Source organism: Streptomyces sp. NBC_01320 (assembly GCF_035974375.1).
Classification (GTDB): Bacteria; Actinomycetota; Actinomycetes; order Streptomycetales; family Streptomycetaceae; genus Streptomyces; species Streptomyces yanii.
In genome coordinates this window covers 5772502-5798592 of sequence record NZ_CP108390.1, presented here as the reverse complement: position 1 = coordinate 5798592, position 26091 = coordinate 5772502, and the positions used below count along the sequence as shown (strand labels likewise).

Genomic DNA, 26091 nt, shown 5'->3' with positions numbered 1-26091 from the left:
GCCGGGAGTCAGCCCACCCGCTCCGCCAGGAAGTCCTCCCAGGTCCGCGCACCCACGGAAGTCCCCTCGCCGAGCGACAGGTTCTCGCCCGCCCGGTAGGCGAGCCCGGCCTTCCCCGGCACCCGGACCGGCATCATCATCCGGTGCTTGCCGCGCAACTGCAGGTACCCGCGGCTCAGTTCGGCCACTCCGTACACGTTCGGCCCGGCCAGGTCGGGCACCAGGCCGGCCGGCTTGCCGAGCGTCAGCTCCACGAGCCGGGCCGCCACCTCGCGCGCGTCGACCGGCTGGAACCGGAGTCCGCCGGGCACCGGTATCACCGGTAGCTTCGTCATCTTCTCCACGACGGTCAGGACCAGGTTGTTGAACTGGGCGGCACGCAGCGTGGTCCACGGAAGGCCCGAGTCGGCCACGGCCTGCTCAGCGCCCAGCTTGGACCTGAAGTAGCCGATCGGCATCCGGTCCGCCCCGATGACCGAGATGTACACGAGGTGCTGGACTCCGGCTCGCGATGCGGCCCGCACCAGGTTCCGGGTCGCCTCGTCGTCTCCCTTGGGACCGCCCGCGAGGTGCAGGACCGTCCCGGCCGCGGCCACCGCGGACTCGACGCCCTCGTCCTTGAGCAGGTCGCCGGTCACGTACTCGATGCCGTCCCCGGACTCGTGGCTGTGCCGGCTCAGGACCCGTACGTGACACCCGGCGTCCCGCAGGAGCGGTACGACGAGGCGGCCGAGCGTGCCTGTGCCGCCGGTGACCAGAAGGGGGGAGGTGGTCATGGTCGTCTCCAATTCGTTCGTCCGGGAGTCGATCTCCCGGACACAATCAGGCGGGTTTCGCGGGTCTGTTGATATGACCCGCCATGGGGAAGGAATGTGACCGGATGGACGAGCACGCAGGGCTGACGGGGCGTTTCGAGGAGGACCGGGCCCGTCTGCGAGCCGTGGCGTACCGGATGCTCGGCTCGGTGAGTGAGGCCGATGACGCCGTTCAGGAAACCTGGTTGCGCCTCAACCGCACCGACACGAGCGGCGTCGAGAACCTCAGTGGGTGGCTGACGACCGTGACGGCACGGGTGTGTCTGAACATGCTGCGGGCGCGCGAATCCCGGCGCGAGGATCCCCTCGCGGCACTCGTGCCCGAAACCGTCGTGGACCAGGAGGACGGGCGCGACCCCGAGGAGGAGGCGCTGCTCGCGGACTCGGTCGGGCTGGCGCTGCTGGTGGTGCTCGACACACTGACGCCGGCCGAGCGAATCGCCTTCGTGCTGCACGACCTGTTCGCCGTGCCCTTCGACGAGATCGGCCCGATGATCGAGCGTTCCCCCACAGCGGCCAGACAGCTTGCGAGCCGCGCCCGCCGCCGGGTCAAGGGGGCCACCCCGGTGCCGGACGCCGATTTGGCCCGCCAGCGTCACGTGGTCGGCGCCTTCCTCGCCGCCACCCGCGGCGGGGACTTCGACGCACTGGTCCGGCTGCTCCATCCGGACGTCGTCCTCCGGGCCGACCCGACGGTCGTGCCGACCCCCGAACCGATCGTCGTCCGCGGCGCCCGCACCGTCGCCCAGGGCGCGATGGCCGCCATGGGCCGGGCCCGGTTCACCCAGCCCGGGCTGGTCAACGGCGCGGTGGGTCTCATCATGGCTCCGCTCGGCCGCCTGGCCCTGGTACTCGGCTTCACGGTCACGGCGGACGGGATCACGGAGATCGACGTGATCGCGGACCGGGGCCGCCTCAGCCAGGTCGATATCGCCGTGCTCGACGCCTGACCCGATGTCCACGCCCGGTGCCGTACCGAGTCGCCCGTGCGAGACGCGCCCTCGGCGATGGCGCCGGGCCGGGTACGCGGGAGACGGGCAGGGCCGCTGTGCCGCGGACGGCGGTCGGCAGTCCTGCCCGGCCGGGTCGCGGTGGGCTGCCCGACTCCCGACTGCCGACGCGAATACGGCCGCCGTTGCAAGAGCGCGCCGCGTGCGTCCCGCAGGGCCGGTCCGACCGGCCCTGCGGGACGACGTGGTGTCAGCCGGTGCACCCGAGGACGCTGCCCGACGGGCTGCAGTTGTTCGGGTGGTTGCGGCGCACCACGGTGCCGTTCAGCGTGACCGTGCCGGACTGCTTGAAGAGGCCACCCCCGTCGCCCGCCCGGTTGTCGGTGCGAGGGGGTTCACCTGGCGACGGTTCGGCGTGCGGCCCCGGCCGCTGATCAAGCCGGAGCATCTCGAGGGCTTCGCGGCGGCCGCGGATGTGGCGTCTGCGTCGGCCTGCGGCAGCCCGCCGCCCGACGGCCCAGGAGCACCGGCCTGCGAGCTCCTCTAAGCTGGCCCGGTGACGCTTGAGGACCTCGTACGGCTGCGCCGGGCCCGGGACATGATGGACCGCGACTACGCGCGGCCCCTCGACGTCCCGGCGCTGGCGCGCGTCGCCCTCATGTCGCCCGGGCACTTCTCCCGCAGTTTCCGGGCTGCCTTCGGGGAGAGCCCGTACAGCTACCTGATGACCCGCCGTGTCGAGCGGGCCAAGGCGCTGCTGCGGCGGGGCGACCTGAGTGTGACGGAGGTCTGCTTCGCGGTCGGCTGTACATCGCTGGGGTCGTTCAGCTCGCGCTTCACCGAGCTGGTCGGCGAGAGTCCGAGCGCGTACCGGGCTCGCCGTCATGACGAGGGCGCCGCCATCCCGGCCTGTGTCGCCAAGATCCACACGCGTCCGGTCAGGAACGCACCGGCCAGGAGCGGAGAAGCGGAAACCGCCGCCCGCCCGTAGCGTCGAAGGCATGAACATCAAGCTTTCCCAGTGCTTCATCGCGGTCGACGACCATGACAAGGCGCTCGCCTTCTACCGCGACGTTCTCGGCTTGGAGGTACGCAACGACGTGGCGTTCGAGGGGATGCGCTGGGTGACCGTCGGCTCACCCGCGCAGCCGGACGTGGAGATCGTCCTCGAACCGCCGGCCGCGAACCCGAATGCCTCACCGGACGACAAGCAGGCGATGGCCGAACTGCTGGCCAAGGGCATGCTGCGCGGCGTGATCTTCTCCACCGACGACTGCGACGCCACTTTCGAGCGCATCCGGGCCGCGGGTGGCGAGGTGCTCCAGGAGCCGGTGGACCAGCCCTACGGCGTCCGCGACTGTGCCTTCCGCGACCCGGCCGGCAACCTGCTGCGCTTCAACCAGCCGCGCGGTCGGTGACACCCGCGCGCCCTGGAGCGCGCTTCAGCTCCTGCCGTCTCCGGTGTCACGTTCCGACGGCCGGAAGGCACGAGCGCGACCACCCGTGCTCGCATCCGTCGCCTTGGCTCGCGGTCTCCGCCCATCCGCCCGTCCGCGCGGATGGCCCGAGTCACGCCCCGACCCCGCTGCGCCCGCTCGCGCTGCCCGAGCGGGAATCCTGGGTGACGCAACGTCATACGGCGCGCGCGACAGGTCGCCGGACGGATCAGGAATCGAGAAGCGTCGGTCACCGAGCCGCAGCTAACGTGACGGCCATGGACATCACCATTCACACGACCTCCCTCCCGCATGACGACCCGGACGCCGCCCTGGCCTTCTACCGCGACACCCTCGGCTTCGAGGTCCGCAGCGACGTCGGACAGGGCAAGATGCGCTGGATCACGGTCGGCCCCGTCGATCAGCCCGGCACTTCCATCCTCCTGGCGCCGCCGGCCGCCGATCCCGGGGTCACCGAGGACGAGCGCCGCACCATCGTCGAGATGATGGCCAAGGGCACCTACGGCTGGATCCTGCTGGCCACCCGGGACCTCGACGGCACCTTCGAGAAGGTGCAGGCCGCCGACACCGAGGTCGTCCAGGAGCCGACCGATCAGCCCTACGGCGTTCGCGACTGCGCCTTCCGCGATCCCGCGGGCAACCTGATCCGCATCCAAGAGCTTCGCTGAGCCGTTCGGTCACCTGGCCGCCGCTCCACCCTCAGCCTGTACCCAGGTGTTCGCACACATGGATGAAAGGAGTTCTCTCATGTGTCATCCCGCGTGGATGCGCGCACTTACCGCTGCGCAGCGCCTGAGCGACCTCGCGCGACTGCGCCGCGTCCGCGACCGGATCGACCGGGAGTACGCGCAGCCGCTGAACGTCGAGGCGCTCGCCCGCGGCGCGAACATGTCGGCCGGACACCTCAGCCGGCAGTTCCGGCTCGCCTACGGCGAGTCGCCGTACGCCTATCTGATGACGCGCCGCATCGAGCGCGCGACGGCGCTGCTGCGGCGCGGCGACCTCAGCGTCACCGAGGTCTGCTTCGCGGTCGGCTGCTCATCGCTGGGCACCTTCAGCACCCGCTTCACCGAACTGGTCGGCATGGCGCCCAGCGTCTACCGGCGCCGCGCGGCGGGCACTGCGGCGGGGATGCCGTCGTGCGTGACGAAACAGGTGACCAGACCGGTCAGGAATCGAGAAGCACCGGCGGCCGAGCCGCAACTAGCGTGACGGACATGACCTCCATCGAATCCGTCACCCTCGAGGTGGCCGACCCCACGGCCGCCGACCGCTTCTACACCGCTTTCGGTTTGGGCACTCAGTTGCGCCTGCGGGCCTCGGAGGCGCCGACGACCGGCTTCCGTGGGTTCGCGCTGTCGCTCACGGTGTCCCAGCCGTCCACCGTCAACAGCTTCATCGACGCCGCCATCGACGCCGGTGCCACGCCGCTGAAGCCTGCCTCGAAGTCGCTCTGGGGCTACGGCGGTGTCGTACAGGCCCCGGACGGGACGATCTGGAAGGTCGCCACGTCGGCGAGGAAGGACACCGGCCCGGCCACCGGGCAGATCGAGCAGATCGTGCTCCTGCTGGGAGCCGCGGACGTGGCCGCGAGCAAGCAGTTCTACGTCGACCGCGGCCTCGCCGTGGCGAGGAGCTTCGGCAGCAAGTACGTCGAGTTCGCCGCTGGGTCGGGTCCCGTCAAGCTGGCGCTGTACAAGCGCCGTGCCCTTGCCAAGGACGCCGGCGTCCCTGCCGACGGCACCGGATCGCACCGGCTCGTGCTCGGCAGCGCTGCGGGGGCTTTCACCGACCCGGACGGGTTTGCCTGGGAGGCCGCGTCGCCGGCACCCACGCCCTGATCCGTCAATGCCGGAGTTCGCGTGCTGGCGCCGCCGGACGGATGCGGTCGCTTCGTGTCCACCGGGCCCACGGGACGGGCGGAAGGCGAGGCCGTCAGGGCGCTGGGGGCCATGCCGTCCGCGAAGCGCGCGGCCTCGATGGACCGACCGATGACCGACGGATCCCCTCCCTCGGAGGAAGGGCAATCCACGATGTGACTGGAGGAAGCATGACAGGCACGCCGCCGCGTGGGCTCGAGGAGAGGCTGCGGGACACTCGCGCGAAACTGGAGAGCGACGTCGATCTCTGGGTCGCGACGCCGGGTTCCTCGGGCGTCCACCTCATCCCGCTCTCGTACGTCTGGGATGGGGCGGCGTTCCTCATCTCGACGCCGCGTGCCTCGGTCACCGGCCGCAACCTGCTGGCGGACGGCCGGGTGCGACTCGGCCTCGGGCCGACGCGCGACGTGGTCGTCGTCGACGGCACCGCCGAGCCGGTGGACATCGCCGACCTCGCGCCGGAGACGGGTGACACGTTCGCGGCCAAGACCGGTTTCGACCCGCGCGAACTCGACGAGCCCTATCAGTACTTCCTGATCCGGCCGCGGCGCATCCAGGCCTGGCGGGAGGCGAACGAGCTGCAGGGACGAGATCTCATGCGCGACGGCCGCTGGCTCGGCTGACCGCCGCACGGGAACGCCGGCTCCGTACCTTCGGCCTGGCTCTTCCTGCGGAACGCGCTGTTGCTGCGTGACGTCGCGGGGGTGTCAGGTGGTCGGCCTCTTCCCCGGCACCGCCGCTGCTCCCACCCGGACGACAAACGACCAGTTTCGAAGAAGCCACCGCCGCGGCGGATTCCTGGCATGAGATGGCCGCGATCAAGCCTTGCACGAGAGGGAACCTGCCATGAAGAGCACGCAGACGTCCGCCAAGAGCACCAGCGCGGTCGACGAGAAGCACGACGGATTCACGGACGAGGAACGAGGCGCGATGAAGGAGCGCGCCAAGGAGCTGAGGACGGCCGCCCGCCGCAGCCCGCGCGCGGCCAAGGCGGACGCGGAGAGCGAGGTACTCGCGAAGATCGCCGAGATGCCGGAAGCGGACCGCGTCCTCGCCGAGCGGCTCCATGACATCGTCAAAGCCGGCGCGCCGGACCTCTCGCCGAGGCTCTGGTACGGGATGCCCGCGTACGCCAAGAACGGCAAGGTCGTCTGCTTCTTCCAGAGCGCGCAGAAGTTCAAGACGAGATACGCGACGTTCGGCTTCAGCGACCAGGCGGCTCTCGATGAAGGCACCATGTGGCCGACCAGCTACGCCCTGACGGAGCTGACCGCCGCCGACGAGGCGCGCATCGGCGCGCTCATCAAGAAAGCGGTGAGTTGAGACCGGTGCTCTTCATGGGCGCAGCGATCGCCGGCCGCCCCGCCGGTGCAGAGAAGGGGGGCGACCACGAGAGGTCCGCCTGCCGACTCGACCCGGGCGAGCGGGGACTGCCCGGACCGACCCGACAGATCGTTTGCTGAGTGTCCGGTCTCAGATGAGTCCGGGCAAACGGCCTTCTTGGTCAGATGTGGAGTTCGGGCGGGAAGCCGGTCCAGCGCAGTTCTGCGGGCAGGTGCCGCATGTCGTTGCAGAAGAGCACGGAGGGCGGCCTGCCGGGTGCGTATCGGATGACTGTCAGGGCCGCGTTGCCGTGGTTGAGGCCCATCCAGCGCCACTCGGGTGCGTCGAGGGCGTCTCGGATCAGCCAGCCGGTGAGGAAGTTGTGCGTGACAACCAATTCATGGCGGGGGCGGTCGCCGTCGACCGGGCCTGTGAATTCTGCACGTGCTTCCCGAGCCAGGGCTGGACCACGGTTGCGCTCCTCTTCCGGAACCTGAGCGAGGAAGCTGAGCATGGCGTCGGCCGAATCCGGCGGCAGCTCCTCCTTCGTAGGCAGGTAGGGGACGTAGTCGCCGGCCAGTTCCGACTGGTGCAGTGGGGCGTCGTCAAGTTGCGCGCTGATCAGCTGGGCCGTCTGCCGCGCCCGGGGCAGTGGCCCGTGGTAGATCGCCGAAAGCGGGGTGCTCCGGAGCCGTTCACCGAGCAGAACGGCTTGGCGACGGCCCCTTTCCGTCAGGGTCGTCTCATCCGCTGACGCTTCACCGTGCCGAGCGAGGTAGAGGTAGCGAGTGGCTGTGTCTGTCATGTCCCGGGCCTCCGTCGTCATCGGTGATCTTGTATGTCAGGGATGGACGCTGAGCTCTGTGTGCATAGTTCCGTCGTGGCTGTCCTGTCTCGGTTCTGCCTCGTCGGAGGCTGATTGAGGGGGGCAAGAGGGCTTCGATCTGTCTGCCTGTGGTCTCGACGGTGGTGCTGAGCCATGTGCGGCTGGTGCCTCGCAGGGGCGCCTGCAGCGGATGCCCGGACGGTCCCGTCGCCTTGCGGCGCCCCGGCCGGGGCGTGCCGGACCGGGTGCTCGTCGCCGAGGGCCTGGTGAAGTTCGCCCAGGGCGGATGGGCTATTCGCTGCGGTAGCGGCCATGATCATTCTCAGCGCTGCATCCTGTACCTCGACTACTCACACTCGTCGGTGCACAAGCGAGGCCGCTTCACCGACAGCGGCAAGCAGCTGGAACGGCCACTCTGGATCGGCCTGGCCAAGGGCCAGGCCGATCCAGCGCTCGGAGTTCGGCAGCCGCCACACCCGCATGTTGCCGGCGACGCCGCATAGGAAGCCAAGCGGCTCACGAGCCCTGAAGTCAGGGTCGGGGTTGTCGAACCCGAGATACGGCCACAGATCAATCGTTTCCGGTGCACCCCAGCGTCCGGTGAGGACGGCAGCCAGACCGGCGAGGTCGGCTTCCAGCTCGCGTTCGGCAGGCTCGATGATCTCGTTGCTCCGGTCCTCCCAGAAGTCCTGGCTCTCTCGCAGCACGGCCAGGTGAAACCCGGGCCCGCCCCACTGGCCGCCCATTCCGGGCCTGCCTTCCTCATCGGGGAACGGCAGTGCGCTCAAGCTGTCGATGATCGACAGCTGCTCGTCAGAGGGACTTGCGGACTGGCGCTGCGGCGACATAGCCGGAGCCTAGTGCCCCTCCCGCCCCGCCGGCCGGGACCTCCACCGCGACCCGTAGGACGGCACGCACCCGAACACCTCCGGCGAGCACAGGCTCGCGGCCGCCTTCGCCGACGCGATGCACAAGGCGTGGGGCCGGGCAGTTCGTACACCGGCTGAGGCCGAGCCGCACGGGTGACGTATCCTCACGCCACCTGCCAGGTCTGCGGCCGGGGGGATCCACACGGCCGGGGTCGGCTCGACATATTGGGGATTCATTGCGCGCAACATCCATAGGCGCCGTACTCACCGGCGCCCTGGTCCTTTCCGCCTCCGCTGTCACCGCTCCGGCCGCGTACGCCGCGGAGACCGGAGTGGTGATCCAGAAGGTGTCCGTGAACGGCGGCAAGCCCATCGTCCTCGGCACCTCCCAGACCGAGTCGTTCACCATCTCGGTGACGGCTTCGGACGACTCGGGGATCAGCAGCAAGCTCGCGTTCTTTCAGATCAAGCGCGAGGTCGGGGGCAACTACTGGTCGTACCACGGCACTCCGACGTGCACCGCGAGCAGCGCCACCACCTCCTCCTGCAAGCTCACCTTCAAGCTCGACTCGGGCTGGGGCGTGCCCCGCAACACCCTCGCGGGGCCGTGGAAGGTGGTCGTCCAGCTCCAGTCCAAGGACGGCGATTTCTACAACAACGGCGGCGACATCACCCACCCGGTCCTGCGTCGCGGCAAGCTCAGCGGCGATGCCGGGCCCGAGCCGGTGACCAAGGGCAAGTCGCTCAAGGTCACGGGCAAGCTGACCCGCGCCAACTGGGACAAGCGCACCTACGCGGGCTACACCAACCAGCCCGTGAAGCTGCAGTTCCGCAAGGCGGGCACCAGCACCTACACGACCGTCAAGACGGTCAACACCAACTCGACGGGCAACCTGTCGACGACGGTCACGGCCTCGGCCGACGGCTACTGGCGCTGGTCCTTCGCGGGCACCTCCACCACGTCGGCGGTCAACGCCACGGGCGACTACGTCGACGTGCGCTGACAACCCGGCACCGGCCGGTCCGCTCGGCCCGCCCCGGCCGGGGCGGGCCGGCCGGGCCATCTTGCGTCTCACGACGGCATCGCCCTCGCGCTCACCTGGAACAGCTTCCGCCTCGCCGCCGCCCTCGACCACGCCCGCACCCACCCCGATGCCGGCGGCGCGCTCACCCTCCGCCACGTCCCGCCCGACGGGCACACCGTCGCCCCACGGCTCGACATCCTCCGGCCCGGCCAGGCCGACGCGTCACCGGCCGGAAGAAGCCGCACGCCTCCGTACGCGGCCCGATCCAGCCCGTCGAAGCGGAGGTCCTCCTGCGCGTCCGGGGCGACGGCGGCATCGACCCCGGCGATGCAGCCCAGCGCCAGGCCCTCGAAGGCCTCGCCGCCGGCGACATGGTCACCCGCGGCGACATCATCGACGTCCTCCCCGACCACGTCGCGTACAGCCTGCGGATGCTCTCCGAGCCGTCACCGCCTACTGACACACCTCATGTCGCCGACCACCGGGAACGGACAACCATCGCTGCGAGTCACAGCTCGGCCGCACGTGGTGCGGAACACTTTTGCAAGCATGTGCTTGCAAAAGTTAGCAGCGATGGCGCACTATCGAGTCATGGCATCACTCAACGTCGGCAATCTCGGTGAGTACCTGCGCGAGCAGCGTCGCAATGCGCAGCTGTCGCTGCGGCAGCTCGCCGATGCCGCCGGCGTGTCCAATCCGTATCTCAGCCAGATCGAACGCGGGCTGCGCAAGCCGAGCGCCGAGGTGCTGCAGCAGGTCGCCAAGGCCCTGCGGATCTCCGCCGAGACCCTTTACGTAAGGGCCGGGATTCTGGACGAGCGGGAGCGGGAGGAGCTGGAGACCCGGGCGGTCATCCTCGCCGATCCCTCGATAAACGAGCGGCAGAAGAACGTGCTGTTGCAGATCTACGACTCCTTCCGCAAGGAGAACGGGTTCGAGACCGTCCCGGGGGACCCCGGTGACGAATCCGGCCTCAGCGCGGACGGCATGGATGCCGATACAGCTTCAAAGCCTTCACCACCCTCACACTGAGTCTGATGATCCGGGAGGACCACAGTCATGGCCATCACCGATGACCTGCGTAAGACCCTCACCGACCCGACCCCCCTCTACTTCGCCGCCGGTACGGCGGACCTCGCAGTCGAGCAGGCCCGGAAGGTTCCGGCCCTGATCGAGCAGCTGCGGGCCGAGGCGCCCGAGCGGATCGAGGCCGTGCGCAACACGGACCCCAAGGCCGTGCAGGAGAAGGTGACCACGCAGGCCAGGGAGGCGCAGGCCACCGTGCAGGCCAAGGTCTCCGAGGTGCTCGGGTCGCTCGACACCGATCTGAAGAAGCTCGGCGAGTCGGCCCAGGACCTGGCGCTGCGCAGTCTGGGAGTGGCCGCGGAGTACGCGGTACGGGCCCGGGAGACGTACGAGAAGGTCGCCGAGCGCGGCGAGCAGACGGTGCGGACGTGGCGCGGCGAGACCGCCGAGGAGATCGTCGAGATCGCCGTCGTCGTCGAGCCGCGGCGCGAGTCCCAGCCCAAGCCGAAGCCGAAGGCTGAGCCCGCCGCCAAGAGCGAGCCGAAGACCGCTGCCAAGGCGGAGACCCGCACGTCGCCCGCGCCCGCCAAGAAGGCGCCCGCACGCAAGCCCGCGGAGGCGCCCGCGCGCAAGTCCGCGGAGGCGCCCGCGCCCAAGCCCGCGGCGAAGAAGACCACGCCGCCGACCGCCAAGTAGCACTGCGGACCGTGTGTACCGGGGCGCGGGGCGGGCACCTTTCGGGGTGGCCGGCTCGTTGTCCCGGTACCTTGGCCGCGAGGCGCTCATCCACTTATTAGGCGGTGCACACCATGTTGCTCACAGGATTCAGCACGCTCGTCTGGCTGCTCTACATGATCATGCTCGTCCTGGCCGTGGTCGCACTGTTCCTGGCCGCGACGGCCCGCGAGGACGCGTACCGCGCCGCGGACAAGCAGAAGAAGTCCTTCTGGCTGATCATTCTCGGCATCACCGTTGCCGTGAACCTCTTCGTGCCGATGCTGTTCCTGCAGCTCGCGGGCGCGGTCGCGTCGATCGTCTTCATGGTCGACGTTCGGCCCGCGCTCAAGGCGGTCTCCGGTGGCGGTGGCCGGCGCGGCGGCTCCAGCAGCGACGGGCCGTACGGGCCCTACAACGGCGGGCGCTGAGCGCTCGCGGGTGACGGCGCCGATGCGGGGCGGGGGCGGGGGAACGACGTGCTCCGGCTCCGGCCCCGGTTGCCGCTCCGGTCGCGGTCGAGCAGCAGGACGGCCACGTCGTCGGTCAGTTCGCCGCCGTTCAGCTCCCGGACCTCGGCCACGGCGGCTTCCAGCAGCGCCTCTCCGGTGAGCCCCTCCGCCAGTTGACGGTTGATCATCGCGACCATGCCGTCCTGGCCGAGCCGCTGCGTCTCGTTCGCCCCGACGCGGCCTTCGATCAGACCGTCCGTGTACATCATCAGGCTCCAGGAGCCACCCAGTTCGACCTGCCTGCGCGGCCAGCGGGCACGCGGCAGCAGCCCCAGGGCCGGGCCGCCGTTCTCGTACGGGAGCAGCTGTGCCGCCCGTCCGTGGCGGGCGATCAGCGGCGCGGGGTGCCCCGCCAGGCAGAGACCGGCGTGGCGCCCGTCGGGAGTGATGTCGACGGTGCAGAGCGTCGCGAAGATCTCCTCGCTCTCCCGCTCGTGCTCCAGGACCTGCTGCAGCGTGGAGAGCAGCTCGTCCCCGCAGAGGCCGGCGAGCGTCAATGCCCGCCACGCTATGCGCAGTTCGACGCCGAGCGCCGCCTCGTCCGGGCCGTGGCCGCAGACGTCGCCGATCATCGCGTGAACGGTGCCGTCGGGCGTACGCACCGTGTCGTAGAAGTCCCCGCCGAGCAGCGCGCGGCTGCGTCCCGGGCGGTAGCGGGCGGCGAAGCGGAGGTCGGAGCCCTGGAGGAGGGGGGTGGGCAGCAGTCCGCGTTCCAGTCGGGCGTTCTCCTGGGCGCGCAGTTTCGACTCGGTGAGCTGGTGCTGCGCCACGTCGGCGCGCTTGCGCTCGACGGCGTAGCGGATGGCGCGGGTGAGCAGCCGTCCGTCGAGCTCGCCGCGGAAGAGGTAGTCCTGGGCGCCGACACGCACCGCCTCGGCGGCCAGCTCGGTGTCGTCCTCCGCGGTGAGCGCGAGGACGGCGTGGCGCGGTGCGATCCGCAGGACGTGCTTGAGGGTGGCGAGCTCGGCAGGCCTCTCGGCGCCCTCGCCGCCGCGTGTCTCGCTGCTGGGCGGCAGAGCCAGGTCCAGCAGGATGCAGTCGACGTCGTCCGTGAGGAGCCGGGCCGCCTCGGTCAGGTTGCGGGCGGTGCGGATGCGCACCCGGGTGCCGGCCGCGGCCGGGAGCTCGGGGACGGTGAAGGTGCCCGCCGGGTCGTCCTCGATCACCAGGAGGGTGAGGTCGGCGACGTGGGTGGCTTCCACAGCGGGAACGGCTTGCTGCTGCGGTACGGGTACGGGCATCGGTTCGGTTTCCTTCCCTCCCCCCGAGGGCGCGGCGGAACGACGATCGACGACCCGCCAGACCGGGACGATAGCGGTACCGGACAGGCGAACGGAATGGCGAACGGCAACCGACCCCTGGCATATGCGGAGCCATAAGCCGCGTCCCGTCACGGATCCGGCGCGATGTTCCCGTCCGGGGCCGGGTGGGGGGTCATGACAAACATCACCCTGCGACGGGGCCGGGGGTGGCGTGGCTCACGGCGTGGGCGCGTGGTCCGGGTCACTGGGTGCGGGCGCGTGGTTGCGTGGTCCGGGTCACCGGACGGGGGTGGCCGGTGCGGGGGCCCTCACTTGTCCGGGCGGACCACCCCGAGGATCTCCATCGTGCCCGCGCCCGCCAGCGTGACATTCCGGCCCGGGCGCGGTGCGTGCACGATCGCGCCGTCGCCGATGTACATCCCCACATGGCTGGCGTCACCGTGGTAGATGATCAGGTCGCCGGGGCGCATGTCCTTGATCGCGATGCGCGGGAGCTGCCGCCACTGTTCCTGTGAGGTGCGCGGGATCGGCCGTCCCGCCGCCGCCCACGCCTGGGACGTCAGCCCGGAGCAGTCGTACGACCCGGGGCCTTCGGCCCCCCATACGTACGGCTTGCCGATCTGCGACGTCGCGAAGGCCACCGCCTTCTTGCCGCGCTCGCTCGCCTCGCGGTTGATCTCCTTGAGGGCGCCGGAGCCGAGCCAGGCGGTCTGTGCCTGGTACTCCGCCTCCTGCTCCAGCTCGAGGAGGCGGGCCCGCTCCTCCTTCTCCAGCTGTGATTCCAGCTTCTTCGCGGCGGCGATCTGCGCGTTGATCTGCTTCTTGGCCTTGGCCTGCTTGATCCGGTTGGCTTCGAGCTTCTTCCAGTTGATGCTCGCGTCCTTGGTGTACATCTCCAAGTCCGCCTGGGTCCTGGTCAGTTCACCGAGGACCCCCTTGGCTGCCTGCTGGCCCTGCCAGACCCGGTTCATGCCGTCCATGAACATCTGCGGGTCGTCGCTGAGCATCAGTTGCGCGCCCGGCGGCAGCCCGCCGGTCCGGTACTGCTCGCGGGCCTGGGCGCCCGCCTTGCTCTTGAGGTCGGCGATCTTCGCCTGCCCCTCGACGATCGCCTTCGCCAGTTCGACGATCTCGCCGGACTGCTTCTTGGCCTGCTCGTCGGCGAGGTTGTACGCATCGGTGGCCGTCCCGGCCTTGAGGTAGAGGGCGTCTATCTCCTTGCGCACCTCTTCGAGGCTCTTCTTCGGCGCCCCGGGGGAGGCGGTGGGGGAAGGTGGTGCGGGCGCCGCGAATGCCTGGGTCGGCGCGGTCAGTACGGTCAGCGTGCAGACCAGAGTGATCGCGGCAGCGGCATAGTGGCGTCGGTTCACGAGCTCCCCCTCCGAACGGATCTGATATACCGTCAGTAACTTTTTGTGACGTCGAGATCGTGCCATGCCGTACCGAAAAGCAACAGAGGCATACAGGCCCTGTCCTGACGGGCACTCGGGTCACACGGGTCATGCCGGTCGCGCAGGGATCGCTCCCCCTTGTCTGGGACGAACGACGCCCCGTCCGCGTTCCCGGGTGTCCCTCGGAGCACTCCTGTTCAGGGCCTGTCGGGCTCGGGCCGCAGCGCCGCCCATTTCACCGTGACTTCGCCCTGCCGCCACCGCCGTACCCCGTCCGTCAGCGGCCAGTCGCCCGAGAGTGAACGCACCGCGGTGATCCAGCGCTGCCGCGCGCCCAGCGAGGCGTACGGCGCCGCCGCGGCCCACGCCCGGTCGAAGTCGCGCAGGAACGCGTGGACAGGTTCGCCCGGCACATTGCGGTGGATCAGCGCCTTGGGGAGTCGTTCCGCGAGGTCGGAGGGGCGGTCCAGGGAGCCGAGGCGGGTCGCGAACGTGACCGTGCGCGGGCCCTCCGGGCCGAGCGCCACCCACACATGACGGCGCCCGATCTCGTCGCAGGTGCCCTCCACCAGCAGCCCGTCGGGTGCGAGCCGGGCGCAGAGCCTCTGCCAGACCGCGGCGACCTCGCCCTCGTCGTACTGGCGCAGCACGTTCGCCGCCCGGATGAGGGTGGGGCGGCCGGCCAGCGGGATCTCGAAGCCGCCGTGGACGAAGGTGAGCCCCTCTTCCTCGTACGGTTTCGCCGCCGCGACCCGCTCCGGGTCGATCTCGATGCCGACGACCGCCGTGCGCGGTTCGGCGGTGCGCAGGCGGTGCAGCAGTTCCACTGCGGTCCAGGGCGCGGCCCCGTACCCGAGGTCGACGGCGACGGGGGCGTCGGAGCGGCGCAGGGCCGGGCCGTGCGTGGCGGCGATCCAGCGGTCCATGCGGCGGAGCCGGTTCGGGTTGGTGGTCCCGCGGGTCGCGGTGCCGATGGGGCGCATGACAGCGAGCCTAACGACCCCCGGGGCGGCGACCTGCAGGACTGTCGCGTCCGGGCGGGCGCGGTGACGCGCCGTGGCCGAGCGTAATGATTTGGTAAAGCGGAAATGAAAGGACGCATTCCGCTGTTCCAGCCTTTCGAAGGGGCTCCGTGTCCCTTCGGTGTCATGCCCCGAGCGAGGAGGACCGGACGACGTGAGCCAGTACGTCTCTCGGCTCGGCAGCGGCCGTATGGCGCCGCGCCTCAGGTTCCCCGGTACTTTTCCCGGCAGCCACCGCAAACCCCGCCGCGTCGCGATGCTCTCCGTCCACACGTCCCCGCTGCACCAGCCGGGCACGGGCGACGCGGGCGGCATGAACGTCTACATCGTGGAGCTGGCCAAGCGGCTCGCCGCGATCGGCATCGAGGTGGAGATCTTCACCCGGGCCACCACCGGCGCACTGCCCCCGGCGGTCGAGCTGTCGCCCGGCGTCCTGGTCCGGCATGTCGACGCGGGACCCTACGAAGGCCTGGCCAAGGAGGACCTGCCCGCCCAGCTCTGCGCCTTCACGCACGGCGTGATGCAGGCCTGGGCCGGCCAGCGGCCCGGCTACTACGACCTGGTCCACTCCCATTACTGGCTCTCCGGTCATGTCGGCTGGCTCGCCGCGCAGCGCTGGGGCGTTCCCCTCGTCCACGCCATGCACACCATGGCGAAGGTGAAGAACGCCGCGCTCGCCGAGGGCGACACCCCCGAGCCGGCCGCCCGGGTCATCGGTGAGACGCAGATCGTCAGTGCCGCGAACCGGCTGATCGCGAACACCGCGGAGGAGGCGGACGAGCTCGTCCGCTTCTACGAGGCCGATCCGACGGCGGTCGCCGTCGTCCACCCCGGGGTCAACCTCGACCGCTTCCGCCCCGCCGACGGGCGCGCCGCCGCCCGGGCCCGCCTCGGACTGCCGCAGGACGCCCTCATCCCGCTCTTCGCGGGTCGCATCCAGCCGCTGAAGGCCCCCGATGTGCTGCTGCGCGCGGTGGCCGTGCTGCTGGACCGGGCCCCCTCGCTCCGTTCCCGGATCGTCGTTCCGGTGGTCGGCGGCCCCAGCGGCAGCGGGCTCGCCAAGCCGGAGGGGCTGCAGAAGCTGGCGGCGCGGCTGGGGATCGCCGATGTCGTACGGTTCCACCCGCCGGTCGGCCAGGACCAGCTCGCCGACTGGTTCCGGGCGGCATCCGTGCTGGTCATGCCCTCGTACAGCGAGTCCTTCGGCCTGGTCGCCATCGAGGCGCAGGCGGCGGGCACCCCCGTCGTCGCGGCGGCCGTGGGCGGGCTGCCGGTGGCGGTACGGGACGGGGCGAGCGGTTTTCTGATCCCCGGGCACGACCCGGAGGCGTACGCACAGGCGCTGGCCCGGTTCGCCGAGTCGCCGGACCTCGTCGCCCGGATGGGCGGGGCGGCGGCCGCGCATGCGCAGGGCTTCGGCTGGGACACGGCCGCGTCCGCGACCGCGGACGTGTACACGGCGGCGATGCACGAACACCGCCGTCGCGTCCGCGTGCACCACGTCTGACGCACCCGTCCACCACGGCCTGCGCGCACCCGCGCCGGGGCGGGGTACGCCGGCACCCCACCTCACGTACGCTCACCCCATGGCTGACGTATCCGCCGAAGCGGCAACAGCGCAGGTCATCGAGGCGACGCTGAAGGACGCCGGGCTCGAATGGGAGAGCCCCGACCGCGGTACCTACGTGGTGAAGCTTCCCGGCACCCGCAAGCTGTCCACCACCTGCTCGCTCATCGTCGGCAAGCACTCGCTCTCCCTCAACGCCTTCGTCATCCGCCACCCGGACGAGAACGACGCGGCGGTCCACCGCTGGCTGCTGGAGCGCAACCTCCGCCTCTTCGGCGTGAGTTACGCGATCGACCGGCTCGGCGACATCTACCTCGTCGGTCGGCTGCCGCTCTCGGTGGTCACGGCCGAGGAACTGGACCGGCTGCTCGGCACGGTTCTCGAGGCGGCCGACGGCTCCTTCAACACGCTGCTGGAGCTGGGCTTCGCGAGCGCGATCCGCAAGGAGTACGCGTGGCGGGTGTCGCGCGGCGAGTCCACGCGGAACCTGGATGCGTTCACGCATCTGACTCAGAGGCCCGCCAACTGACCTCCCTCGTCTGAAGAATCCTCGCTGCACGAGTCTTTCGCGGCGCCAGGGAGTCGTGGCATGCTCGCCGCCGACGCAGATATGAACGTCGTTCATATGCATGGAAGGCGGGTCGATTCGATGGCTTCTGTGGGGAACATCAGCAGGCGAGGACTCCTCGGCAGTGCGGTCGCCGTGGCCGCAGCCGCGGCGACCGGCGCGGGCACCGCCCGGGCGGCGACGCAGAACGCGCGCAGCGGTCACACCCCGAGCGACGCCTCCCCCCTCTGGCGGGAGTTCACGGCCGCCCCCTTCACCCACGCCCAGATCCCCTTCATCGGCCGGGCCGGCTACCGGGGCGGCTCCGAGCTTCCCCGCCGCCATCACGTCGTCGCCAATGTCCTGGACCACGGCGCCGTACCCGACGGCTCCGCCGACGCCGCCCCCGCGATCAACCGTGCCATCGCCGCTGCCGGACAGCGTGGCGGTGGCACGGTGCTCATCCCCGCAGGCACGTACCGCATCGACGACATCATCCGGATCGGCCACAGCAATGTGGTGGTGCGCGGCGCGGGCAGCGGGCGCACGAAGCTGTACGCGACCAAGAATCTCACCGAGCTGATCGGCGTCTACGGCAGCCGCTACGGCGGCGACAAGTCCAGCTGGTCCTGGGCCGGCGGCCTCATCTGGCTCTGCCCGAAGGAACGTTGGGCCTCGCTCACCGACGCGATCAGGGCGAAGGCCTGGCCCTTCGAGGGCTGGACCGGCAACAAGCGCGACGAGTGGCAGACCCTGACGACGGTCGCCCCCGCCCGTCGCGGCGACCGGACGATCACCGTCCGGGACACGACGCGGCTGGGGCGCGGCGACCTCGTCCTGCTCCGCCTCACCGACGACGCCGACCACACCTTCCTGGAGCACATGGCGGGCGGCGGCCCCGGCCCGGAGGCGTACCACTGGGACGACAAGACCAAGCTGACCTCGTACGTCCCCTACGAGTGGCCCGTCCGCATCACCGCCGTGCACGGAGACCGGGTCACCCTGGAGCGCCCGCTCCCGCTCGACGTCCGCCCCGAGTGGGACCCGCGCCTGACCACGCTCGCCACCCCCCTCACCGGCTCGGGCGTCGAGGGTCTCACCCTCGAAGCGGTCGAGACCCCGCAGTCGCAACACCTGCTCGACAAGGGGTACAACGGGGTCGCGTTCCAGTGCGCGTACGACTGCTGGGCGGACGACATCACCGTCCGCCACGTCGACAACGGCTTCGGGCTGATCGGCGCGTCCGCCTGCACCCTGCGCCGCACGCGGGTCGAGGGGCGCGGCTCCCACCACCCGTACTACTGCCGTGAGGGTTCGCACGACAACCTGATCGAGGACTTCACCATCGCCCGGCGCACCGTCCCGGCGCCCGCGGGGACGCAGCTGCACGGAATCAATGTCGAGGGGCTGTCCAGCTACAACGTCTGGTCGCGCGGCGAGATGGAGATGGGGACCTTCGACTCGCACCGCGGGATGCCGTTCGCCAACGTCCGCACCGACATCACCGTCAACAACAACGGGCGGCACGGTGGCGACGCGAGCGCGGGACCGCTCTTCGGCGCCCGCTTCACGCACTGGAACATCCGGGTCACCAACGGGCGGGCCGGCCTGATGCGGATCGACGGGCTCGCCCCGTACAGTGCGACCGTCGGCGTCAGCGAGGTGACGGAGTTCGACCAGATCGACGTCCCCGACTTCTCCGGCGATCTGCACACGCGCCTGGAGGCGTACGGCACACCGGAAGCGGTATGGCCGCAGAACCTCCACGACGCACAGCGGGCGCTGGCGCACTGACGCCCGTACGCGGAATGCGGACGCTGCCGGTCATGTCACCCCCGTGACCGCAGCGCCGCCTCCACATCCTCCAGAGCCGATACGAGCTGCGGGCCGACCTCCGACCACGTCCAGTCCCGGTGCTCCTGCGGAACGCGGCGCGGGACGGTCTCCACCAGCATGATCAGGTAGAGATAGCAGCGGTAGAGGGCGAGCCGCAGCCGCACGGAAGCGTCGAACACCAGGCTGCTCCCGTACCCGGTGAGGAAGTTCTCGTCCTCCTCCACATTCCCGAGCAGGGCGAGCGACACGAAGTCGGCCACCGGATCGCCCCAGAACATCCGCTCCCCGTCGATGACACCGCCGATGGTCCGCGCGCCCGGCTCCCCGTCGACGAGCAGATTGCCCTGCCACAGGTCGAAGTGGACGAGAGCGGGCCGGGTGACGTCGTCGAGGACGGGCGCCGCGGCGGCGAGCAGCGCCCGGATCCGGTCCGTCGGGCGCGGCAGCCGGGCGCGGTACGTGTCCGCGTCGGCGAGGACGGCATCGGTCATCGTGGTGAACGCCGCGCGCCAGGTCGGGGCCAACGGGCCCATCGCCCCACCAGGGTAGCCGAAACCGCCGGAGGCGCCCGTGACGGCGTGCAGCCGCCGGACCAGCTCCCCCAACTCCCGTCGGAGACGCGCCTCTTCACCATGCGTCATGGTTGCGGCGGCCTCGTGCCAGGGCTGTCCGGGGCGGGTCGACATGATCAGGTACGGGCCGGTCGCCGAGCCCGGGTCGAGTGCGCTGTGCACGACCGAGGGGGCCGCGGGAATCCCCGCAGCCGTGTAGAACGTGACCTCGTTGACCAGCAGGCCGCGCTCGTAACTCATGCCCGGGGCGGTGGGCGGCGGCGGTATCTTCACCACCCAGTCCCGGCCGTCGGTGAGCGTGACACGAGTGACGGTGTTGTACGTGCCGCCGGGGAGCGGGAGGCAGACGGCGATGTCGTCCGCGCCGACGCCGACGGCATTGAGCACGGTCCGGACGGCTGCTCGGCTCGGCATGGGAGAGAGTTCCTTCACGGGATGATCACAACGCAATCACGATCAAGTGGTCTGCCCTAATTGGTTGATCGTCAAACCATAGCTCCCTCATAGGGTTGGGTCATGAGACCTACTGCCATACGCCGTACCGCCGTTGCCGCCGCCTGCGCGATGTCCCTGATCCTGCTGGCCACCGCCTGTGGCGGAGACTCCGAGTCCGGGAGCAAGGCAGCGGCCGGCAAGGGCAAGGAGAGCGCAGCGGCCCAGCCGGCCGCCAAGGCGCTGACCGCAGCCGAGTTGGACAAGGCCGCGCTGGTCCAGGGTGACGTCAAGGGGCACAAGGTCGCGGAGACCGGCAAGGCCGATGTCGTCGCCGCCTCCGACGTCACTGCGGACAAGGAGGCCTGCGAGCCTCTCGCCGACGCACTGATGGGCGCCGAACTCGGCAAGCCCGCGGCGGTCAACCGGCGCAAGGTGATCAGCGAGCCCAAGAAGGACCAGAAGGACAAGCTGGACAGCGAGGACGCGGGCGAGGCCTTCACCGCCGCCTTCGACATCACGACGACGCTGACGTCCCTCGCCTCGTACGACGGCAAGGGCGCCCAGGACACCGTCGAGAGCCTGCGTACCGCGGCGACCGCGTGCTCCGGCGGCTTCACCCTCACCGCGGCCGGGACGAAGCAGAAAGTCGTCACGATCAAGGAGGAGAAGATCTCGGGCGGCGAGGAGGCCGCCGCCTGGACGCTGACGGTGGAACAGGACGGCGACAAGGCCCCGCTCAAGCTGGTCGTCGCACGCCAGGGCGCCACGGTCGCGTCGTTCAGCGCTCTCAACCTGGCGGCTTCCGGCACGGGTCAGGACTTCGAACTGCCGACCGCGGTGGTCGACGCGCAGCTCGCGAAGCTCGCCTGAGCGGCGCGAGTCAGGGGAGCGGGACCAGCCTCACCACGGTGACGGTGAGGACGGAGCCGGAGACGTAATAGAGCACGATGGCCCCGGCGACCGTCGCTTCACGCCGGTCGTGCTCACTCTTGACGGCGGACGACCCGTGCCCGTACGGGTCGCTCGCCAGGGTGCGCGCCATCTCGTCGCGGAAGGTGTCGCCTTCCCGCATCTTGGCCAGGGTGTCGTCGGCGGGCGGGGCGTAGGAGATACGGAAGCTCAAGCGACGCTCCGCCTCTCGGCCTCGTCCCGCGCCAGCCGGTCCAGGATCCGCTCGGCCTCGGGATCGGGCACGGCCTCCAGCATCCAGTGCCGCATCACGGCCTGGATCTCGTGCACTCCGGCCCCGTTGATGGCGCGGTCGAACTCGTCGCGTCTCTCCTCGGGCAGCGTGGCCCGGATGTCCGGAATGCTGTTGGGCACGTCGACTTCGGTGCCGCCGACAAAGGTCTTCAGTGGCTCGCCCATGACCGTACTCCCGATCGCCCAACGTGCTGCGCCACACAGTACGTCGGTGGGTACGAGCCGTCATCCGGCGCGCCGCCACCACCTTCTGGAACGAGGTGCCGGGTCGTCAGAAGCCGAAGGAGACGGCGGCTCGGGCAGTTCCCGTACGGCGGACCGGATCCGGTCGAACGTGGCGATCGGATGCCGCGAGCCGTCCTCCGGCAGGACGACGCCGAGACAGACCAGTCTGAACTGCGGGCCGTCGAGGTGGATCCCGACGAAGACAGGGGCCCCGACACATCCCACGGGAACGGTGCCGTTCCACCGCACCGGCCCGTCGGCGGTGTCCCGCACGACGGTCCCCACCACGACGGCCTGCGGCCGGTCGGTCCGGTCCGGCCCGACATCGTGCCCCAGGACATAGGCGGGAACGGGCTCGTCCCCGATACCGGCGATGTCCTGCTCCTTCGCCGCCAGCCCGTCGGTGATCTCGTCAGTTGCCCATTCCCACCGCTTGCGGCGGGCGAGTGCGTGCAGCGGGGCGGCGGGCATCACCGCGACACCGGAGTCACCGAGCGGGATCCACCCCTCCTCGAACGCGAGCAACGCCAGGGCGTTGGCGCTCATGGCCGACTTCGACAGCTCGGGCCGCAGCCGCACCTCGGCGATGTCGTACCGGGTCAACGCGCGGGCCGTCACCAGATACTGCCGGACGGTCTCCGTGTCACCCTGCTTGTCGACGAGGTCGTTGAACCAGAACGCCGTCCCGAAGTCCGTCCCGCGATGGGCCTGTTGGTACGGCAGAGTGGAGCGGGCGGCGTTGGCGGTTATGGCGTCGATGATCGAATGGTGATCAGCGGTCTGTGCGGACATGAGGCTGGACCCTAGCGGAGCGGATCGGAAGCGGCGCCGGATTTCTCCCCGATAGCAGCGGGGGAATATCGGCGTCCGACCGTGCAAAGGCGCTTCACCGACCGCTCGGTCAGGAGCGGGACTGTCGGAGCCCGACCGGGCGGCTGCACGGCGGATGTGTCAGGTTTCGGCAGCCTCGGCGGTGTGGAGCGTCCACGATGGACAGGCGCGTATTCGAGGGCACGTCAGGTGGCGGAAAGCGCTTGGTCATTCGTACGTGGCGGCGATCGGCCTTCGGCCATCATCAAAGAGCACGGCGCGCTCCGGCGTGCAGAAAGAGTAATTCTTGGCTGTTACTACTATCGCAATAACTTCCGAGTTCCCTCATTACGCTCTTTTGGTCCTGGTGCCCATCGGATTGAATGGAAATCAAGCGAGACGGACCGCCCGGATCAGCCGGCTGGGTCGACGCTTCGAACCGGATGGCCTGCCCCTTTGTGTGAGGACCGGGCGACCGTCGCAGTGAGATGCGGGACCCTTCCGCCGTGCAATGGCCGACATCTTTGTGACGCACCTCAGCCTCGCCCACCGTAATGGGTCCCGCCGTTCGCGCTCTCCGCACTGCGGCCGAACCGCCGATTCCAACACTGGGTTTCATATCCCACCGGAAAGCCCGGGATATTCCGCGAAGTTGTGGAGTCGTACCACTTACGGTCAGCCGTCTCATGCCTGCCACGGGAGCACCACGAGCGCAAGGAGACCCGCCATGCCAACCCTCACCTCGCTGACCCCCACCCAGAGCCACAACGGGCTCACCCTCACCCTCACCGGCACGAGCCTGTCGGGCACGACCAAGGTGAACTTCGGGACGAAGTCGGTCAGCCCCGCCACAGTCGGCTCCACCACCGTCACCGTCGTCGTCCCGGTGCTGTGCGGTAGCCAGGTCAACGTCAGCGTCACTGCGGGGCTCACGACCAGCAACTCGCTGTCGTACTTCTACATCGACCCCCCGGAGCCCAGTGCTCTGAGTGCCAACATGGGTCCGGCGACCGCCACATCCCTGACCGTCTTCGGCAGCAACCTGCTCACCGCGACCGGGGTGACTTTCGGTGCCGTCGGCACCGGCACCGGTCTGACCGTCGTGTCGGACACCCAACTGACCGTCACCTGCCCCGCGCACGGCGCCTTCGGCGGTGTCAGCACCGACACGGTGAACTGCACCGTCACCAGCGCCGGAGGCACCAGCCTCCCGCTCGGCGCCCCCACCCAGTACACCTACTACGACGTCCCGACCGTCACGGGCCTGGCTCCCACATCGGGGTCGGTCGGCGACAGCGTCACCGTCACCGGCACCAACCTGGTGGATGTCAGCAGCGTGAGCTTCACGCCCACCGGCGGAGGCGCCTCGGTCGAGGCCACCTTCTCCAGCTTCTCCGCCACCAACATGGTCACCAGCGTTCCCGCGGGACTCGCCGCGGGCACGTACGACATCCAGGCCACCACTCCTGGCGGCCAGACGGCGGTCGTCGCCGGCGACGTGTTCAGCGTCGTCTGACCACTCCGCCCCGCCCGGGGCCGAACAGGTCATCGGCACATCGCCGGCGCTCGGGCACGTCCTGATGAGCCGCCGGCACGAAACCGCTGCGTCCTGGCCGACGTGCGTCAGCCAGGACGCAGCATCCTGAGGAGTGCGGGAAGGAACGAATCATGGCTCCGGTAGTGAGCAGCATCAGTCCCAACCAGGGACCGACTGCGGGAGGTGCTGCGGTGACGATCAACGGCAGCGGCTTCTCCGGTGTGACGTCGGTGAAGTTCGGGGCGGTCCCGGCCTCGTTCACGGTGGTCAGCGGCAGTCAGATCACCGCCACTTCGCCGGCGGGCTCCGGTGCGGTCAGCGTCACGGTCACCGCAACCGGAGGAATCAGCAACGGAGTTGGCTACACCTATGTCGCGGCCCCGTTGATCAGCTCTCTGACGCCCGGCCGGGGGCCGACCACGGGGGCGAACACGGTCACCATCGCCGGCACCGGCCTCGCAGGAGCCACCGCGGTGCAGTTCGATACCCGTCCGGCCACCATCACCGGCAACACCTCCACCCAGGTCACCGCCACCGTGCCGGCGGCGCCTGCGGCCCCCGCCGACGTCACGGTCACCACGCCGGGCGGCGCCAGCAATCCACTTCCCTACTACTACATCCCGGCGCCGGCCATCACCCTGCTCGGCCCCACCCAGGGCCTGGCCTCCGGGGGGAACACGGTCACCATCAGCGGCAGCAACCTGACTCTCACCACCGCCGTCCACTTCGGAGCCGGCACGGCCACCGGTATCAGCGTCGTCTCCGACAGTCAGATCACCGCAAACGCCCCGGCTGGATCGGGCTCGGTGACCGTCACGGTCACCACGCCGGGCGGCACCAGCATGCCGGGGCTGGGAAACGCCTACTACACCTATCTCGCGGCTCCGGTCGTCAGCAGCCTCAGACCCTCACAGGGCCCGGCCCTCGGCGGGAACACCGTCACCCTCACCGGCAGCAGCCTGACCTACGCCGACGAAGTGCGCTTCGGCAGCGTGCCGGTGTCCTTCGCCGCGGTCTCCGACACCCAGGTCATCGCCGTCGCCCCGGGCGGGGCGCCGGGCGCAGTGACCGTTGTCGTACACACCCCGGCAGGCAACAGCGCAGGCATCCCGTACCAGTACCTCGCCTGACCCCCGGCCCACCCATTACGACCAGGGCCGGCGCGTTCCGAGCCGATGGCGACGTGTGACGGAGATCGCCTCCTCCGCATGCAGGCGGCCGGGTCGTGCGACGGGTGAACGGCCCGGGCCGATCGAGCCCCATCCGTCTGAGTTTGTGGCGATGTGGGCGAGATTGGTCTCGTCCAATGACATGGTCTTGAATTCCGTGGTCCGCCCGCGGGGCGGGTGACAGCCGGTCAGTCCAGCCGGCGCCGAACGACGACAAGCCCCCTGCCGACGGAGGAACCGCGGGCAGGGGGCTTGATCAGGTGTGAAGCTACTTCTTGCCCTGGTTCTTCACGGCCTCGATGGCGGCCTTCGCCGCGTCCGGGTCGAGGTACGTGCCGCCCGGCTTCAGCGGGCGGAAGTCGGCGTCCAGCTCATAGGCGAGCGGGATGCCGGTCGGGATGTTCAGGCCCGTGATGTCGGCGTCCGAGATGCCGTCGAGGTGCTTGACCAGGCCGCGGAGGCTGTTGCCGTGGGCGGCGACCAGGACCGTGCGGCCGGCCAGCAGGTCCGGGACGATGCCGTCGTACCAGTACGGCAGCATGCGCTCGACGACGTCCTTGAGGCACTCGGTGCGCGGACGCAGCTCGCTCGGGATCGACGCGTAGCGCGGGTCGTCGCTCTGCGAGAACTCGGCGCCGTCCTCGAGGACGGGCGGCGGGGTGTCGTACGAGCGGCGCCAGAGCATGAACTGCTCCTCGCCGAACTCGGCCAGGGTCTGCGCCTTGTCCTTGCCCTGCAGGGCGCCGTAGTGGCGTTCGTTCAGGCGCCAGGAGCGGTGGACCGGGATCCAGTGGCGGTCCGCGGATTCCAGCGCGAGCTGCGCGGTGCGGATGGCGCGCTTCTGGAGGGAGGTGTGCAGGACATCGGGGAGCAGACCGGCGTCCTTGAGCAGCTCACCGCCGCGGACTGCCTCCTTCTCGCCCTTCTCGGTGAGGTTGACGTCCACCCAACCGGTGAACAGGTTCTTCGCGTTCCATTCACTCTCGCCGTGGCGGAGGAGGATCAGCTTGTACGGTGCGTCGGCCATGAGTCCGAGCGTAATCGAACCCGTGCGGGCTTCGCGCGGCCGGTCACAGGGCGGACAGGCGTCGGGGGAGTGGCGGGTGGGGCGGCTTCGA

The 26091-nt window shown here is 70.0% G+C and carries 31 protein-coding genes; 18 read left to right on the top strand and 13 right to left on the bottom strand.

The features are described from left to right. Window positions 1–8 precede the first annotated feature (8 nt). Entirely contained in the window at window positions 9–776 is a 768-nt protein-coding gene (locus OG395_RS26360; protein ID WP_327245142.1) for an SDR family oxidoreductase, read from the bottom strand. A 104-nt stretch (window positions 777–880) separates the two neighbouring features. Here OG395_RS26360 and OG395_RS26355 point away from each other — a divergent pair, with 104 nt between their 5' ends. After that, window positions 881–1765 (top strand): sigma-70 family RNA polymerase sigma factor, encoded by an 885-nt coding sequence (locus tag OG395_RS26355; protein ID WP_327245141.1) that lies wholly within the window; start codon window positions 881–883, stop codon window positions 1763–1765. A 250-nt stretch (window positions 1766–2015) separates the two neighbouring features. Here OG395_RS26355 and OG395_RS26350 read toward each other — a convergent pair whose 3' ends face one another. Then, window positions 2016–2213, bottom strand: a complete 198-nt coding sequence (locus tag OG395_RS26350) for a hypothetical protein (RefSeq protein ID WP_327245140.1) — start codon at window positions 2211–2213, stop codon at window positions 2016–2018. 108 nt (window positions 2214–2321) lie between these two features. Between OG395_RS26350 and OG395_RS26345 the strand changes: the two genes are divergently transcribed. From OG395_RS26345 to OG395_RS26315, 7 genes are all read left to right on the top strand, one after another. Then, entirely contained in the window at window positions 2322–2756 is a 435-nt protein-coding gene (locus OG395_RS26345; RefSeq protein WP_327245139.1) for a helix-turn-helix transcriptional regulator, read from the top strand. A 10-nt stretch (window positions 2757–2766) separates the two neighbouring features. Then, window positions 2767–3183 carry a VOC family protein gene (locus tag OG395_RS26340; RefSeq protein WP_327245138.1) on the top strand — a complete coding sequence of 139 codons (417 nt, stop codon included), beginning with the start codon at window positions 2767–2769 and terminating at the stop codon, window positions 3181–3183. 296 nt (window positions 3184–3479) lie between these two features. Further along, window positions 3480–3890, top strand: coding sequence for a VOC family protein (locus OG395_RS26335; RefSeq protein ID WP_327245137.1), 411 nt, complete (start codon window positions 3480–3482; stop codon window positions 3888–3890). Between the two features lie 79 nt (window positions 3891–3969). Continuing rightward, a complete protein-coding gene (locus OG395_RS26330; RefSeq protein WP_327245136.1) occupies window positions 3970–4434 on the top strand; it encodes a helix-turn-helix transcriptional regulator in 465 nt (154 codons plus the stop codon). 5 nt (window positions 4435–4439) lie between these two features. Further along, window positions 4440–5063 carry a glyoxalase gene (locus OG395_RS26325; protein WP_327245135.1) on the top strand — a complete coding sequence of 208 codons (624 nt, stop codon included), beginning with the start codon at window positions 4440–4442 and terminating at the stop codon, window positions 5061–5063. A gap of 209 nt (window positions 5064–5272) precedes the next feature. Continuing rightward, window positions 5273–5725, top strand: coding sequence for a pyridoxamine 5'-phosphate oxidase family protein (locus OG395_RS26320; protein WP_327245134.1), 453 nt, complete (start codon window positions 5273–5275; stop codon window positions 5723–5725). A 223-nt stretch (window positions 5726–5948) separates the two neighbouring features. Then, the gene (locus OG395_RS26315) at window positions 5949–6425 is read left to right on the top strand and encodes an iron chaperone (RefSeq protein ID WP_327245133.1); all 477 of its coding nucleotides are present in this window, start codon (window positions 5949–5951) and stop codon (window positions 6423–6425) included. 181 nt (window positions 6426–6606) lie between these two features. Here the strand turns inward: OG395_RS26315 and OG395_RS26310 are convergent, their stop codons facing one another. Then, on the bottom strand, window positions 6607–7230 hold the full coding sequence (locus OG395_RS26310) for a histidine phosphatase family protein (RefSeq protein WP_327245132.1): 624 nt from the start codon (window positions 7228–7230) through the stop codon (window positions 6607–6609). 371 nt (window positions 7231–7601) lie between these two features. Beyond that, window positions 7602–8099 carry a hypothetical protein gene (locus OG395_RS26305; protein WP_327245131.1) on the bottom strand — a complete coding sequence of 166 codons (498 nt, stop codon included), beginning with the start codon at window positions 8097–8099 and terminating at the stop codon, window positions 7602–7604. A gap of 257 nt (window positions 8100–8356) precedes the next feature. Here OG395_RS26305 and OG395_RS26300 point away from each other — a divergent pair, with 257 nt between their 5' ends. Further along, window positions 8357–9124 (top strand): hypothetical protein, encoded by a 768-nt coding sequence (locus OG395_RS26300; RefSeq protein WP_327245130.1) that lies wholly within the window; start codon window positions 8357–8359, stop codon window positions 9122–9124. Between the two features lie 68 nt (window positions 9125–9192). Here the strand turns inward: OG395_RS26300 and OG395_RS26295 are convergent, their stop codons facing one another. Continuing rightward, window positions 9193–9558 (bottom strand): hypothetical protein, encoded by a 366-nt coding sequence (locus tag OG395_RS26295; protein WP_327245129.1) that lies wholly within the window; start codon window positions 9556–9558, stop codon window positions 9193–9195. A 178-nt stretch (window positions 9559–9736) separates the two neighbouring features. Between OG395_RS26295 and OG395_RS26290 the strand changes: the two genes are divergently transcribed. The 3 genes from OG395_RS26290 to OG395_RS26280 all read left to right on the top strand — a co-directional run bounded on the left by OG395_RS26290 (window position 9737) and on the right by OG395_RS26280 (window position 11316). Further along, window positions 9737–10177, top strand: a complete 441-nt coding sequence (locus OG395_RS26290) for a helix-turn-helix domain-containing protein (protein WP_327245128.1) — start codon at window positions 9737–9739, stop codon at window positions 10175–10177. A gap of 27 nt (window positions 10178–10204) precedes the next feature. Continuing rightward, window positions 10205–10867 (top strand): hypothetical protein, encoded by a 663-nt coding sequence (locus OG395_RS26285; RefSeq protein ID WP_327245127.1) that lies wholly within the window; start codon window positions 10205–10207, stop codon window positions 10865–10867. A gap of 113 nt (window positions 10868–10980) precedes the next feature. Continuing rightward, window positions 10981–11316, top strand: coding sequence for a DUF2516 family protein (locus OG395_RS26280; protein ID WP_266983191.1), 336 nt, complete (start codon window positions 10981–10983; stop codon window positions 11314–11316). On the opposite strand, the gene OG395_RS26275 is transcribed toward OG395_RS26280, so the two are convergent. The 3 genes from OG395_RS26275 to OG395_RS26265 all read right to left on the bottom strand — a co-directional run bounded on the left by OG395_RS26275 (window position 11298) and on the right by OG395_RS26265 (window position 15033). Next, on the bottom strand, window positions 11298–12638 hold the full coding sequence (locus OG395_RS26275) for a PP2C family protein-serine/threonine phosphatase (RefSeq protein ID WP_327245126.1): 1341 nt from the start codon (window positions 12636–12638) through the stop codon (window positions 11298–11300). The genes OG395_RS26280 and OG395_RS26275 overlap by 19 nt on opposite strands. A gap of 329 nt (window positions 12639–12967) precedes the next feature. Continuing rightward, on the bottom strand, window positions 12968–14029 hold the full coding sequence (locus OG395_RS26270; RefSeq protein WP_327245125.1) for a C40 family peptidase: 1062 nt from the start codon (window positions 14027–14029) through the stop codon (window positions 12968–12970). A 218-nt stretch (window positions 14030–14247) separates the two neighbouring features. Continuing rightward, the gene (locus OG395_RS26265; RefSeq protein WP_327245124.1) at window positions 14248–15033 is read right to left on the bottom strand and encodes a class I SAM-dependent methyltransferase; all 786 of its coding nucleotides are present in this window, start codon (window positions 15031–15033) and stop codon (window positions 14248–14250) included. Between the two features lie 193 nt (window positions 15034–15226). Here OG395_RS26265 and mshA point away from each other — a divergent pair, with 193 nt between their 5' ends. The 3 genes from mshA (at window position 15227) to OG395_RS26250 (ending at window position 18980) form a co-directional block, all read left to right on the top strand. Next, window positions 15227–16579: a D-inositol-3-phosphate glycosyltransferase gene (gene mshA / locus OG395_RS26260; protein ID WP_327245123.1), complete on the top strand. Its 1353-nt coding sequence runs from the start codon at window positions 15227–15229 to the stop codon at window positions 16577–16579. Window positions 16580–16658: 79 nt separating this feature from the next. Beyond that, window positions 16659–17168, top strand: coding sequence for a YbjN domain-containing protein (locus OG395_RS26255; protein ID WP_327245122.1), 510 nt, complete (start codon window positions 16659–16661; stop codon window positions 17166–17168). A gap of 120 nt (window positions 17169–17288) precedes the next feature. Further along, on the top strand, window positions 17289–18980 hold the full coding sequence (locus tag OG395_RS26250; protein WP_327245121.1) for a glycosyl hydrolase family 28-related protein: 1692 nt from the start codon (window positions 17289–17291) through the stop codon (window positions 18978–18980). 35 nt (window positions 18981–19015) lie between these two features. Here OG395_RS26250 and OG395_RS26245 read toward each other — a convergent pair whose 3' ends face one another. After that, on the bottom strand, window positions 19016–20008 hold the full coding sequence (locus OG395_RS26245; protein WP_327245120.1) for a phosphotransferase family protein: 993 nt from the start codon (window positions 20006–20008) through the stop codon (window positions 19016–19018). A gap of 102 nt (window positions 20009–20110) precedes the next feature. Here OG395_RS26245 and OG395_RS26240 point away from each other — a divergent pair, with 102 nt between their 5' ends. Next, on the top strand, window positions 20111–20899 hold the full coding sequence (locus OG395_RS26240; protein WP_327245119.1) for a hypothetical protein: 789 nt from the start codon (window positions 20111–20113) through the stop codon (window positions 20897–20899). Between the two features lie 10 nt (window positions 20900–20909). Here the strand turns inward: OG395_RS26240 and OG395_RS26235 are convergent, their stop codons facing one another. Genes OG395_RS26235 through OG395_RS26225 form a run of 3 tightly spaced genes read right to left on the bottom strand, consistent with a single transcriptional unit; the run spans window position 20910 to window position 22249 of the window. Next, window positions 20910–21152 carry a hypothetical protein gene (locus OG395_RS26235; RefSeq protein WP_327245118.1) on the bottom strand — a complete coding sequence of 81 codons (243 nt, stop codon included), beginning with the start codon at window positions 21150–21152 and terminating at the stop codon, window positions 20910–20912. Continuing rightward, window positions 21149–21397 carry a hypothetical protein gene (locus OG395_RS26230; RefSeq protein ID WP_327245117.1) on the bottom strand — a complete coding sequence of 83 codons (249 nt, stop codon included), beginning with the start codon at window positions 21395–21397 and terminating at the stop codon, window positions 21149–21151. The genes OG395_RS26235 and OG395_RS26230 overlap by 4 nt, the downstream gene beginning before the upstream one ends. Before the next feature lie 60 nt (window positions 21398–21457). Next, window positions 21458–22249 (bottom strand): hypothetical protein, encoded by a 792-nt coding sequence (locus OG395_RS26225; RefSeq protein ID WP_327245116.1) that lies wholly within the window; start codon window positions 22247–22249, stop codon window positions 21458–21460. 745 nt (window positions 22250–22994) lie between these two features. On the opposite strand from OG395_RS26225, the gene OG395_RS26220 reads away from it, so the two are divergent. Then, a complete protein-coding gene (locus OG395_RS26220; protein ID WP_327245115.1) occupies window positions 22995–23783 on the top strand; it encodes an IPT/TIG domain-containing protein in 789 nt (262 codons plus the stop codon). A gap of 152 nt (window positions 23784–23935) precedes the next feature. Further along, window positions 23936–24934 (top strand): IPT/TIG domain-containing protein, encoded by a 999-nt coding sequence (locus OG395_RS26215; protein ID WP_327245114.1) that lies wholly within the window; start codon window positions 23936–23938, stop codon window positions 24932–24934. 307 nt (window positions 24935–25241) lie between these two features. On the opposite strand, the gene OG395_RS26210 is transcribed toward OG395_RS26215, so the two are convergent. Further along, on the bottom strand, window positions 25242–26000 hold the full coding sequence (locus tag OG395_RS26210; RefSeq protein WP_327245113.1) for a phosphoglyceromutase: 759 nt from the start codon (window positions 25998–26000) through the stop codon (window positions 25242–25244). Between the last annotated feature and the right edge of the window lie 91 nt (window positions 26001–26091).